This is a genomic window from Streptomyces sp. CCM_MD2014 (assembly GCF_000772045.1).
GTDB classification, from domain to species: domain Bacteria; phylum Actinomycetota; class Actinomycetes; order Streptomycetales; family Streptomycetaceae; genus Streptomyces; species Streptomyces salinarius.
The window spans coordinates 4,968,464-4,980,764 of record NZ_CP009754.1; the positions used below are offsets into that span (position 1 = coordinate 4,968,464).

The 12,301-nt window shown below is 73.5% G+C and carries 10 protein-coding genes; 8 read left to right on the forward strand and 2 right to left on the reverse strand.

Annotation, left to right across the window (positions count from 1 at the left end):
* The first annotated feature begins 222 nt into the window (after positions 1-222).
* Positions 223-783: a DinB family protein gene (locus NI25_RS22215; protein ID WP_061444117.1), complete on the forward strand. Its 561-nt coding sequence runs from the start codon at positions 223-225 to the stop codon at positions 781-783.
* Between the two features lie 3 nt (positions 784-786).
* Here the strand turns inward: NI25_RS22215 and NI25_RS22220 are convergent, their stop codons facing one another.
* Together NI25_RS22220 and NI25_RS22225 are read right to left on the reverse strand one after the other, a co-directional pair.
* Positions 787-1,401 (reverse strand): dihydrofolate reductase family protein, encoded by a 615-nt coding sequence (locus NI25_RS22220; protein WP_061444118.1) that lies wholly within the window; start codon positions 1,399-1,401, stop codon positions 787-789.
* Positions 1,402-1,494: 93 nt separating this feature from the next.
* Positions 1,495-1,947 carry an NUDIX hydrolase gene (locus NI25_RS22225; RefSeq protein ID WP_061444119.1) on the reverse strand — a complete coding sequence of 151 codons (453 nt, stop codon included), beginning with the start codon at positions 1,945-1,947 and terminating at the stop codon, positions 1,495-1,497.
* Between the two features lie 196 nt (positions 1,948-2,143).
* Between NI25_RS22225 and NI25_RS22230 the strand changes: the two genes are divergently transcribed.
* The 7 genes from NI25_RS22230 to NI25_RS22260 all read left to right on the forward strand — a co-directional run bounded on the left by NI25_RS22230 (position 2,144) and on the right by NI25_RS22260 (position 12,300).
* Positions 2,144-3,094 (forward strand): EamA family transporter, encoded by a 951-nt coding sequence (locus tag NI25_RS22230; RefSeq protein ID WP_061444120.1) that lies wholly within the window; start codon positions 2,144-2,146, stop codon positions 3,092-3,094.
* A 106-nt stretch (positions 3,095-3,200) separates the two neighbouring features.
* Entirely contained in the window at positions 3,201-4,979 is a 1,779-nt protein-coding gene (locus tag NI25_RS22235) for a serine/threonine-protein kinase (protein WP_061444121.1), read from the forward strand.
* A 133-nt stretch (positions 4,980-5,112) separates the two neighbouring features.
* On the forward strand, positions 5,113-5,907 hold the full coding sequence (locus tag NI25_RS22240; RefSeq protein ID WP_061444122.1) for a TIGR03084 family metal-binding protein: 795 nt from the start codon (positions 5,113-5,115) through the stop codon (positions 5,905-5,907).
* Complete coding sequence (locus NI25_RS22245) at positions 5,904-7,574, forward strand: acyclic terpene utilization AtuA family protein (protein WP_061444123.1); 1,671 nt, start codon at positions 5,904-5,906, stop codon at positions 7,572-7,574. The genes NI25_RS22240 and NI25_RS22245 overlap by 4 nt, the downstream gene beginning before the upstream one ends.
* 31 nt (positions 7,575-7,605) lie before the next feature.
* Positions 7,606-9,204 (forward strand): acyl-CoA carboxylase subunit beta, encoded by a 1,599-nt coding sequence (locus tag NI25_RS22250; protein ID WP_061444124.1) that lies wholly within the window; start codon positions 7,606-7,608, stop codon positions 9,202-9,204.
* A gap of 13 nt (positions 9,205-9,217) precedes the next feature.
* Positions 9,218-11,071 carry an acetyl/propionyl/methylcrotonyl-CoA carboxylase subunit alpha gene (locus tag NI25_RS22255; protein ID WP_061444125.1) on the forward strand — a complete coding sequence of 618 codons (1,854 nt, stop codon included), beginning with the start codon at positions 9,218-9,220 and terminating at the stop codon, positions 11,069-11,071.
* 80 nt (positions 11,072-11,151) lie between these two features.
* Positions 11,152-12,300: an acyl-CoA dehydrogenase family protein gene (locus NI25_RS22260; protein WP_061444126.1), complete on the forward strand. Its 1,149-nt coding sequence runs from the start codon at positions 11,152-11,154 to the stop codon at positions 12,298-12,300.
* The last annotated feature ends 1 nt before the right edge of the window (position 12,301 follow it).

Sequence of the window (12,301 nt, forward strand, 5' to 3'; positions counted from 1 at the left end):
GGCCGGCGGGGGTCCGCCCCGGCCGCCGCGCCGGAGCCGGTCGAGGACTCGGGCGCGTCCCGCCGAGCCGGGCGCGTCCGGAAGGATCGGTTGAAGGCGCGGCCCGGGCGATCACGGTGATCGATTCGTGCCCCGGGCCGTCTAGGACAGGATGTGACCTATATGGCTCCTAGCGTGGTTCTCGATCGACGGAACGGCCCCACCGGAAGACGGAGACAGACCATGGCTATCGACCAGACCACCACCCCCGACCCGACCCAGGCCCCGGCGGCCGCGACCGGCGAGCGCGCCGACCTGCTGGAGATGCTGGCCGAGCACCGGAACTTCCTGCGCTTCACCACCCGTGACCTCACCGACGAGCAGGCCGGGTTGCGGACCACTGCGAGCGAGCTCTGTCTGGGCGGCCTGATCAAGCACGTCGCCGCGGTCGAGCGGAACTGGCGGAACTTCATCCTGGACGGCCCGTCCGTGATGGGGGACTTCACGGCCATGACCGAGGCCGACCGGGCGCGATGGACCGACGGGTTCAGGATGCTGCCCGGTGAGACGCTGGCCGGCGTGCTGGCCAACTACGCCGAGGTGGCCCGCCGGACCGACGAACTGGTCGCCACCCTGCCCGACCTGGGGGCCACCCAGCCGCTGCCCAAGGCACCGTGGTTCCAGGACGACACCGAGTGGTCGGCCCGCCGGGTGCTGATGCACATCATCGCCGAGACCGCCCAGCACGCGGGGCACGCCGACATCATCCGGGAGTCCCTGGACGGGGCCAAGACCATGGGGTGACGGTCACTTCACGAAGCGGTACTTCAGGTGGGTGGCGAGCGGGGTCTCGACGACCCGGACCTGTTCCAGGTCGCGCCGCCGCGCCCCCAGCCCCTCGAAGAGGCGCAGCCCGCCGCCGAGGAGTACGGGCACCACGTGCAGCTGGAGCTCGTCGACCAGGTCCGCCGCGAGGTACTGCCGCACCGTGTGCGCGCCGCCCCCGATGTCCACGTTCCGGTCTCCGGCGGCGGCCTTCGCCCGCTCCAGGGCGCTGTGGATGCCGTCGGTGACGAAGGTGAAGCTGGTGCCGCCCTCCTTCACCAGGGTGGGGCGGGGGCGGTTGGTCAGGACGAAGACCGGGGTGCGGAAGGGCGGGTTGTCGCCCCAGAACTCCTCGCCCGTGTCGTACATCATCCGGCCCATGATCACCGCCCCGGTGGCGTCGAACCACTCGCGCATCAGCTCCGAGTCGCGGTTCTCGTCCCCGCCGGTCATGCCCTGGCGCTCCCGCCAGCTCGCCAGGGTGTGGATCCACTCGAAGATCGGCTCGCCGCCGTCGCCGCCCGGGTTGTCGAGGGTGACGTTCGGGCCGGCGACGTAGCCGTCCAGGGTGATGGCCAGGTCCGCGGTCACGGTCATGAGGGGTGCCTCCTCGGGTGATGGGTACTGCCGTACTGCCTTCACCCTGGCGTCGATCGGGCACCGCCGTTTTCGACACCCAGGCGAGCGGAATCAGGGCACCGTCTCTCCCCGTACCAGCGGGCGGCACACCGGCTGGACGTCCTCGGGGAGGTCGTCCGGGCGGCACCAGCGGGCCTCCAGGATCTCGAACGGGTCCAGGCGCAGCTCGCCGCCCAGCAGGCGGGCCTCGAACGCCACCTCCAGGCGGGTGCGCAGTCCGCTGTTCAGCATGACCAGCCGGCCCACCTCCACGTCGAGGCCGGTCTCCTCCTTGACCTCCCGGACCACGGTCCGCCGGAAGTCCTCGCCCTTGTGCGCGAAGCCGCTCGGCAGACCCCACTGGCGGCCCGGCGCCCACAGCCGGTGCTTCAGCATCAGGACCCGTCCCTCGTCGTCCCGCACGACGCCGGTCACGCCGACCACGAACTTGGCGTTCACCAGCCACATCACGCGGCTCTGCACGGGGCGCAGCAGGCGCCAGAGGCGGGTCAGGAGTCGTCTCACCCGGTGGACGGTACCGCCTGGCCGCGCGGCCAGGGCAGGGCGGTCCCGGCTCGCCCGGCGGACGTGCGTTGACAGCCGTACGTCCCGGCCCCGACAGTTGCGTAAAAGCGCTATGTGCCTGACAGAGTCCATTACTCTGAACCGGGCAGTGCAGCATGCTGAACGACGTCCGCCCGCACACCGTCCCGGAGCCCCCGTGAGTACCCCAAGCGCCACCCCCGGCACCCCGTCCCCGGCTGCCGCCGCGCCCGCCGTCGGCCACGCGCCCGCGCCGGACGGTGCGCCGGGCGGGCGGTTCGGCTCCCTCGGGCCGGTCGGCCTGGTCCTCGCCGGTGGGCTCTCCGTGCAGTTCGGCGCCGCGCTGGCGGTGAGCCTGATGCCTCGGGCCGGGGCGCTCGGCGTGGTGACCCTGCGGCTGGCCGTGGCCGCCGTCGTCATGCTCCTGGTGTGCCGGCCCCGGCTGCGCGGCCACTCCCGGGCCGACTGGGGCACGGTCGTCGTCTTCGGCATCGCCATGGCCGGTATGAACGGCCTCTTCTACCAGGCCGTCGACCGCATCCCGCTCGGCCCCGCCGTCACCCTGGAGGTGCTCGGCCCGCTCGCCCTGTCCGTCTTCGCCTCCCGTCGCCTGGTCAACCTGGTCTGGGCCGCGCTCGCCCTGGCCGGCGTCTTCCTGCTGGGCGGCGGAGGCTTCGACGGCCTCGATCCGGCCGGTGCCGCCTTCGCGCTGGCGGCGGGCGCGATGTGGGCGGCGTACATCGTCTTCAGCGCCCGCACCGGGCGCCGCTTCCCGCAGGCCGACGGGCTGGCGATGGCGATGGCGGTCGGGGCGCTGCTCTTCCTGCCGCTGGGCATCGTCGAGTCGGGGCCGAAGCTGATCGACCCGGTGACGCTCGCGCTGGGCGCCGGCGTCGCCCTGCTCTCGTCCGTCCTGCCCTACACGCTCGAACTCCTCGCCCTGCGCCGCCTGCCCGCGCCGACCTTCGCCGTCCTCATGAGCCTGGAGCCCGCCATCGCAGCGGCGGCCGGTTTCCTCATCCTCGACCAGGCGCTGTCCGCCACCCAGTCCGCCGCCATCGCCCTGGTCATCGCGGCGAGCATGGGCGCGGTGCGGACACAGGTGGGGCGGCGGAAGGCGGCCGCGTGAGAGCGTCCCTCCCCGTCGGTCCGATCACCCCGGCCGGGCCGCGCGGCAGCCGCACCGCATAGGCTGCGTACCTGGTCAGCTCATCGGGATCACGGGGAGGGAACCGATGAATCACACGGCCGAGGTCTTCCAGCCCTTGCAGGACGACGATCCGCGCACGGTGGCCGGTTACCGTCTCGCGGCACGGCTCGGAGCGGGCGGCATGGGCCGGGTCTATCTGTCGCACACCCGGGGCGGCCGGCCCGTGGCCCTCAAGGTCGTACGGTCGGAACTGGCCGACGACGCGACCTTCCGGCGGCGTTTCGGCCGGGAGATCAAGGCCGCCCGGAGGGTGAAGGGCGCCTACACCGCCGAACTGATCGACGCCGACCCCGACGGCACCCCGCCCTGGCTGGCCACGCTGTACGTGCCCGGACCCCCGCTCTCGGACGCCGTCGCCCGGAGCGGACCGCTGCCGGTGCCCGCGGTGCTGTGGCTGATGGCGGGCGTCGCCGAGGCGCTGCAGGCCATCCACGGCGCGGGCATCGTGCACCGGGACCTCAAGCCGGCGAACGTGCTGCTGGCCGCCGACGGACCGCGCGTCATCGACTTCGGCATCTCGCTCGCCGCCGACAGCACGGCGCACACCGCCACGGGCACCACCATCGGCACGCCCCAGTACATGGCCCCCGAGCAGGCCTCCGGGGGCGACGTCACGGCGGCGACCGACATCTTCTCGCTCGGGCAGACGGCCGCGTTCGCGGCGCTGGGCAGGCCGCTGTACGGCGACGGCCCGGCCGCCACCGTGCTGTACCGGATCGTCCACTCGGAGCCCGACCTCTCCGGGCTCCCCGAGCGCCTGCGCGACCTCCTCGGCCGGTGCCTGGCCGCCGACCCCGGGGAACGGGCCGCCCCGGCGGAGATCGTCGAGTGGTGCCGCCGGGAGCTGGGCCGGGACGGCGGTGAGGACACCGGGCCCGCCGTGTGGCGGGAGATCGCCGGACCGCCGGTGACGGTTCCACCGCCGGTCGCGGCCACGGGGGCGGCGACGGCCGTGACGCCGGCCGTCGCGCCGGGTTCCACCGCGGTGCACACGGCGCCGTGGACCGCGCCTGCCGCCCCGCAGGCACCCGTCGTGTCCCCGGGGACCGCTCCGGCGGCGCCCTGGCCGGGCGCCTCCGGGCCGTGGGGGCCGGGCGCGCCGCAGCGGCCGGCCGGGCCGGAAGAGCGCAGGCGCCGCAGGAGACGCGCGGCCCTGCTCGCGACCGCCGCCCTGGCCGCGGCCGGCCTGCTGATCTCTTCGGCGTGGATGCTCCGGGACGCGATGGACCGGAGCCACGACCGCGACCGGGACACCGCCGCGTCCGCGTCCCCGTCCGGAACTCCGGACCGGGCGGAACCCCGTGCGTCGGCGTCCGGCGCGGCGGCCACGGACGGGCCCGGGGCGACGGCGGGTTCCGGTACCAGCGGTACATCGGGTGCGCCGAGTGCCTCGACCGACGGGCCGGCCGTCGGGCCCACCACGCCGCAGGCCCGGGCCTTCAGCGGCGTTCAGGTGGACAGGGACCACTCGGTCTCCTTGAGCGACGGAAAGAGCCACGAGGGCGCCAAGGAGGACATCCGCTTCAGCTGTGCGCAGGTCGGCTGCGAGCTGGAGAGCGACACCAGCGTGCTCCTGTGGATGCCCGACGGGCCGGGCACCACGTACGACGACTGCCGGTTCTTCACCGCCCACGCGAAGAGCCGCAGCCTGTCCCTGACCGTCGTGGCGGCCGGCACCGAGATCTGCGTCAGGCACCGCAACGGCGACATCGCGCTGCTCGTCGTCCAGGTGAAGTCCACCGCGATGCCGGACCTGGGGTTCGTCACGGCGGACCTGACCGTCTGGCGGGCCGAGAAGGACTGAGGCGTCACGCGCCGGACGGCCTTCGAGGAGGCGTCCCCAAAAATCATGCAAGCATGCTTGATTGTTAATCTCCGCCCTGCCATGCTCCTCCCCACACCGCCCCGCACACCGCCGTGCCCGAGGGGAGCGCCCCGTGTCCGACCCCACGCCCGTGATCGACGACCTGCGCGAGGAGAGCGAGGAACTCGACGCGCTGGTGGCCAAGTTGAGCCCGGACGAGTGGCGGACGGCCACCCCGGCACCCGGCTGGACGATCGCCCACCAGATCGCGCACCTGCACTGGACCGACCGGGCCGCCCTGGCCGCGGTCACCGACGCCAACGGCTTCCGGGCACTGGTCGAGCAGGCCCTCGCCGCCCCCGACCGGTACGTCGACGACGCCGCCGAGGAGGGCGCCGAGCAGGCCCCCGCCGAGCTGCTGGCCGCCTGGCGGAAGGGTCGTGCCGACCTCGACGAGGCCCTGCGCGCCGCCCCGCCCGGCGCCCGCTTCCCCTGGTACGGCCCGCCCATGGCCACCGCGTCCATGGCCACCGCCCGCCTGATGGAGACCTGGGCCCACGGCCTGGACGTCGCGGCGGCCCTCGGCGTGTCCCGCCCGCCCACCGACCGCCTGCGCCACGTCGCCCGCATCGGCGTCCGCGCCCGGGACTTCGCCTACGCCGCCCACGGACTCACCCCGCCCGCCGAGCCGTTCCGCGTCGAACTCACCGGCCCCGGCGGCGACCTGTGGACGTACGGTCCCGAGGGCGCCCCGCAGCGCGTCACCGGCCCCGCGCTCGACTTCTGCCTGCTGGCCACCCAGCGCGCCCACCGCGCCGACCTCGCCCTCACCGCCGAGGGCCCGGACGCCGACCGCTGGCTGGACATCGCCCAGGCCTTCGCCGGACCGCCGGGAGCCGGACGCCCGCCGAAGGGAACCGCCGAATGAGCGTGCTCCGCGTCGGCAACGCCTCCGGCTTCTACGGCGACCGCTTCTCCGCCATGCGCGAGATGCTCACCGGCGGCGAACTGGACGTCCTCACCGGCGACTACCTCGCCGAGCTGACCATGCTCATCCTGGGCCGGGACCGGCTGAAGAACCCGGACGCCGGGTACGCCCGCACCTTCCTGCGGCAGTTGGAGGAGTGCCTCGGGCTCGCCCACGAGCGGGGAGTCGGGATCGTCGCCAACGCCGGGGGGCTCAATCCGGCCGGTCTCGCCGACGCCGTACGCGCGCTCGCCGACCGCCTCGGCATCCCCGTCCGCGTCGCGCACGTCGAGGGCGACGACCTCACCGCCGCCCACCCCGGCACCCTGGCCGCGCACGCCTACCTCGGCGGCTTCGGCATCGCCGCGTGCCTGCGGGCCGGCGCGGACGTGGTCGTCACGGGCCGCGTCACCGACGCCGCCTTGGTCACCGGGCCCGCCGCCGCGCACTTCGGCTGGGAGCCGACGCAGTACGACCGGCTCGCGGGCGCCGTCGTCGCCGGGCACCTGCTGGAGTGCGGGACGCAGGCCACCGGCGGCAACTACGCCTTCTTCCGGGACGGCGACGTACGACGCCCCGGCTTCCCGCTCGCCGAGCTGCACGACGACGGCACGTCGGTCCTCACCAAGCACGACGGCACCGGAGGCTTCGTCGACGTCGGCACCGTCACCGCGCAACTGCTGTACGAGACGGGCGGCGCCCGGTACGCCGGCCCCGACGTCACCGCCCGGCTCGACACCGTACGGCTCACCCAGGACGGCCCCGACCGCGTCCGCGTCGAGGGCGTGCGCGGCGAGGCACCGCCGCCCACCCTCAAGGTCGGCCTCAACCGGCTCGGCGGCTTCCGCAACGAGGTCGCCTTCGTCCTCACCGGCCTCGACGTCGAGGCCAAGGCCGCGCTGGTGCGCGACCAGATGGAACCGGCGCTCGGCAAGGTCTCCGACGTCCGCTGGGACCTGGTCCGCACCGACCGGTCCGACGCCCCCACCGAGGAGACGGCCAGCGCCCTGCTGCGGCTCGTCGTGCGGGACGCCGACCAGGAGGCCGTCGGACGGGCGCTGAGCGGCGCCGCGATCGAACTCGCCCTCGCCAGCTACCCCGGGTTCCACGTGCTCGCACCCCCGGGGAAGGGCGCGTCCTACGGCGTGTTCGAGGCCGCCCACGTCCCGCAGGACACCGTCGGCCACGTCGCCGTACTCCACGACGGGCGGCGCGTTGCGGTACCGGCCGCCCGCGACACCGCCGTACTCGCACCCGTACCGGAACCGCCCCTGCCCGAGCCCCTCCCGCCCGGCCCCGTCCGCCGCGCCCCGCTCGGACTCGTCGCAGGAGCCCGCAGCGGCGACAAGGGCGGCGACGCCAACGTCGGCGTGTGGGCGCGGACCGACGACGCCTGGCGCTGGCTCGCCCACGAACTGACCGCCGACCGGTTCCGCGAGCTGGTCCCCGAGGCCCGCGACCTGCCCGTCACCCGGCACCCGCTCCCCAACCTGCGCGCCCTCAACTTCGTCGTCGAGGGCATCCTCGGCGAGGGCGTCGCCGCGCAGGCCCGTTTCGACCCGCAGGCCAAGGCGCTCGGCGAATGGCTGCGCGCCCGGCACCTGGACATCCCGGAGGCCCTGCTGTGACCGTGCCGCCGTACACCCCGGAGGCCCTGCTGTGACCGTCCTGCCGTCGGCCCTGGACCCCACCGACCCCGACCACCGCGCCAACCGCGAGGCCATGCTCGCCAAGCTCGCCGACCTGGACGCCGAGCACGCCAAGGCCCTCGCGGGCGGCGGGGAGAAGTACGTCGCCCGGCACCGGAAGCGCGGCAAGCTGCTGGCCCGCGAGCGCATCGAGCTGCTCCTCGACCCCGACACGCCCTTCCTGGAACTGTCGCCCCTGGCCGCCTGGGGAAGCGAGTACACGGTCGGCGCCTCCCTCGTCACCGGCATCGGCGTCGTCGAGGGTGTCGAGTGCCTGATCACCGCCAACGACCCGACCGTGCGCGGCGGCGCCAGCAACCCCTGGTCGCTGAAGAAGGCCCTGCGCGCCAACGACATCGCCCTCGCCAACCGGCTGCCCTGCATCAGCCTCGTCGAGTCCGGCGGCGCCGACCTGCCCTCCCAGAAGGAGATCTTCATCCCGGGCGGCGCGATCTTCCGCGACCTCACCCGGCTGTCGGCGGCCGGCATCCCCACCATCGCGGTCGTCTTCGGCAACTCGACGGCCGGGGGCGCCTACATCCCCGGCATGTCCGACCACACCATCATGGTCAAGGAGCGCGCCAAGGTGTTCCTCGGCGGGCCGCCGCTGGTCAAGATGGCCACCGGCGAGGAGAGCGACGACGAGTCGCTGGGCGGCGCCGAGATGCACGCCCGCACCTCCGGCCTCGCCGACCACTTCGCCGTCGACGAACCGGACGCCCTGCGCCAGGCCCGCCGCGTCGTCGCCCGGCTCAACCACCGCAAGGCGTACGCCGACCCGCCTCTCGCCGAGCCGCCCAAGTACGACCCGGAGGACCTGCTCGGCATCGTCCCCGGCGACCTCAAGGCCCCCTTCGACCCGCGCGAGGTGATCGCCCGGATCGTCGACGCCTCCGACTTCGACGAGTTCAAACCCCTGTACGGGACGAGCCTGACGACCGGCTGGGCGAGCCTGCACGGCTACCCGGTGGGCATCCTCGCCAACGCCCGGGGGGTCCTGTTCAGCGAGGAGTCGCAGAAGGCGGCCCAGTTCATCCAGCTCGCCAACCAGCGCGACATCCCGCTGCTCTTCCTCCACAACACCACCGGCTACATGGTCGGCAAGGAGTACGAACAGGGCGGGATCATCAAGCACGGCGCCATGATGATCAACGCGGTGTCCAACTCCCGCGTCCCCCACCTGTCCGTACTCCTGGGTGCCTCCTACGGCGCCGGGCACTACGGCATGTGCGGCCGCGCCTACGACCCCCGCTTCCTCTTCGCCTGGCCCAGCGCCAAGTCCGCCGTCATGGGCCCGCAGCAGCTCGCCGGCGTCCTGTCCATCGTCGCCCGCCAGTCCGCCGCCGCGAAGGGACAGCCGTACGACGACGAGGGAGACGCCGCGCTGCGCGCCATGGTGGAGCAGCAGATCGAGTCCGAGTCGCTGCCCATGTTCCTGTCCGGGCGGCTCTACGACGACGGCGTCATCGACCCCCGCGACACCCGCACCGTCCTCGGCCTGTGCCTGTCCGCCGTCCACACCGCCCCCTACGAGGGCGCACGCGGCGGCTTCGGCGTCTTCCGCATGTGAGGGTGAGAGACCAGTGATCACTTCCGTACTCGTCGCCAACCGGGGCGAGATCGCCTGCCGCGTCTTCCGCACCTGCCGTCAGTGGGGCATCCGCACCGTCGCCGTCCACTCGGACGCCGACGCGAACGCCCTCCACACGCGCGAGGCCGACGCCGCCGTACGCCTGCCGGGCACCGCACCCGCCGACACCTATCTGCGCGGCGACCTGATCGTGAAGGCCGCCGTCGCCGCCGGGGCCGACGCCGTCCACCCCGGCTACGGCTTCCTCTCCGAGAACGCCGACTTCGCCCGCGCCGTACGGGACGCCGGACTCGTGTGGATCGGGCCGCCGCCCGAGGCCGTCGAGGCGATGGCGTCCAAGACCCGCGCCAAGGAACTCATGGGCATCGCGCCCCTCACCGATCCCGCCGACGTCACCGAGGCCGACCTGCCGGTGCTGGTGAAGGCGGCGGCCGGCGGCGGCGGACGTGGCATGCGCGTCGTACGCCGCCTCGCCGACCTCGACGCCGCACTGACCGCCGCCCGTGCGGAGGCCACGAGCGCCTTCGGCGACGGCGAGGTCTTCGTCGAGCCGTACCTGGAGAACGGCCGCCACGTCGAGGTGCAGATCCTCGCCGACACCCACGGCACGGTCTGGGCGCTCGGCACCCGCGACTGCTCCCTCCAGCGCCGCCACCAGAAGGTGATCGAGGAGGCCCCGGCACCCGGCCTCACTCCCGAACTCACCGCCGAACTCCACGAACTCGCCGTACGCGCCGCTCGCGCCGTCCACTACGTCGGCGCCGGCACCGTCGAGTTCCTCGTCGCCGACGGCAAGGCGCACTTCCTGGAGATGAACACCCGCCTCCAGGTCGAACATCCCGTCACCGAGGCCGTCTTCGGCATCGACCTCGTCGCTCTCCAACTGCACGTCGCGGAAGGCCACGCCCTCGAAACCGACCCCCCACCCGCGCGTGGCCACGCCGTCGAGGCCCGCCTGTACGCCGAGGACCCGGCGAACGGCTGGGCCCCCCAGACCGGCCGCCTGCACCGCCTCGCCGTGCCCGACGGCATCCGCCTGGACACCGGCTACACCGACGGCGACGACATCGGCGTCCACTACGACCCGATGCTCGCCAAGGCGGTCGCCCACGCCCCCACGCGCGCGGAAGCGGTCCGCCGCCTCGCCGGCGCACTGGAGCGGGCGGTGACCCACGGCCCGGTCACCAACCGCGACCTGCTCGTCCGCTCCCTGCGCCACGAGGAGTTCGCCTCCGGCCGCATGGACACGGGCTTCTACGACCGCCACCTGACCGACCTCACCCGGTCCGCCCCCGACCCCCTCGCCCCTCTGGCCGCCGCCCTGTCCGACGCGAGCACCCGCACGGGCCGCTTCGGCGGCTGGCGCAACCTGCCCTCGCAACCCCAGGTCAAGCGGTACGCGGCCGGCGGCGAGGAACACGAGGTCCGCTACCACCACACCCGCACCGGCCTCACCGCCGAGGGCGTCCACGTCGTCCACGCCGGCCCCGATCGGGTCGTCCTCGAAACGGACGGCGTACAACGCCGCTTCGACATCGCCCGCTACGGCGACCGCGTCCACGTCAACGCCACCGCGCTGACCGCCCTGCCCCGCTTCCCCGACCCCACCACCCAGCACGCCCCGGGCTCCCTCCTGGCCCCCATGCCGGGCACGGTCGTCCGCGTCGCGGAGGGCCTGACGGAGGGCACCACCGTCCAGGCGGGCCAGCCCCTCCTCTGGCTGGAGGCCATGAAGATGGAACACAAGATCACGGCCCCGGTGACAGGCAGGCTGACCGCGCTGAACGCCGTACCGGGACAGCAAGTGACGGTCGGCTCTCTACTGGCGGTAGTGCAAGCAACCTAGGGGCGCGGGGCTGCATTGAATATGCGGCTCCGCCGCGTGTGCGCGAGCAACCACACACAATCCGCACCCGAAGGAGCACAGTGACCACCCTCATCGAATCCAACGAGCACAAGTCCCTCCGCGAAGCGGTCGCGGCCTTCGCCAAAACCCACCCCCACACCCTCAACGCCGAGGACAACAAACGCCTCTGGCAGGAAGCGGCCAAGCTCGGCTACATAGGCGTCAACCTGCCGGAGGCGTACGGCGGAGGCGGCGCCGGCATCACCGAACTCGCCCTCGTCCTCGAGGAGCTGGGCGCCGCCGGCAACCCCCTGCTCATGATGATCGTCTCCCCGGCGATCTGCGGCACCGTCATCGCCCGCTTCGGCACCGAGGAGCAAAAACGCGACTGGCTGCCGTCCCTCGCCGACGGCACCCGCCTCATGGCCTTCGGCATCACCGAACCCGACGCCGGCTCCAACAGCCACCGCATCACCACCACCGCCCGCCGCGACGAGGCCACCGGGGACTGGATCCTCACCGGACGCAAGGTCTTCGTCTCCGGCGTCGACATCGCCGACGCCACCCTGATCGTCGGCCGCACCGAGGACGCCCGCACCGGCAAGCTCAAGCCCTGCCTGTTCATCGTCCCGCGCGACGCCCCCGGCTTCGAGCGCCGCCTCATCGACATGGAACTCAACGCCGTGGAGCGGCAGTTCGAGCTGACCCTCGACGACGTACGGCTGCCCGCCGACGCCCTGGTCGGCGACGAGGACGCGGGCCTCCTCCAGCTCTTCGCCGGCCTCAACCCCGAGCGCGTCATGACCGCCGCCTTCGGCATCGGCATGGGCCGCCACGCCCTCTCCCGCGCCCTCGACTACGCCCGCGAGCGCACCGTCTGGAAGACCCCCATCGGTGCCCACCAGGCGATCGCCCACCCCCTCGCCCAGGCGCACATCGAGCTCGAACTCGCCCGCCTGATGATGCAGAAGGCCGCCCACCTGTACGACGCGGGCGACGACATCGGCGCCGGCGAGGCCGCCAACATGGCGAAGTACGCGGCAGGGGAGGCCTGCGTGAAGGCCGTCGACCAGGCCGTGCACACCCTCGGCGGCAACGGCCTCACCCGCGAGTACGGGCTGGGCCGGCTGATCACGGCCTCGCGCGTGGCCCGTATCGCCCCCGTCAGCCGCGAGATGATCCTCAACTACGTCTCCCACCAGACCCTGGGCCTGCCCAAGTCGTACTAGG

What these genes read in the sequence shown, in the direction of transcription:
- NI25_RS22215 (WP_061444117.1), top strand. Translation starts at nt 223, where the DNA reads ATGGCTATCGACCAGACCACCACCCCCGACCCGACCCAGGCCCCGGCG.
- NI25_RS22220 (WP_061444118.1), bottom strand. Translation starts at nt 1,401, where the DNA reads ATGACCGTGACCGCGGACCTGGCCATCACCCTGGACGGCTACGTCGCC.
- NI25_RS22235 (WP_061444121.1), top strand. Translation starts at nt 3,201, where the DNA reads ATGAATCACACGGCCGAGGTCTTCCAGCCCTTGCAGGACGACGATCCG.
- NI25_RS22245 (WP_061444123.1), top strand. Translation starts at nt 5,904, where the DNA reads ATGAGCGTGCTCCGCGTCGGCAACGCCTCCGGCTTCTACGGCGACCGC.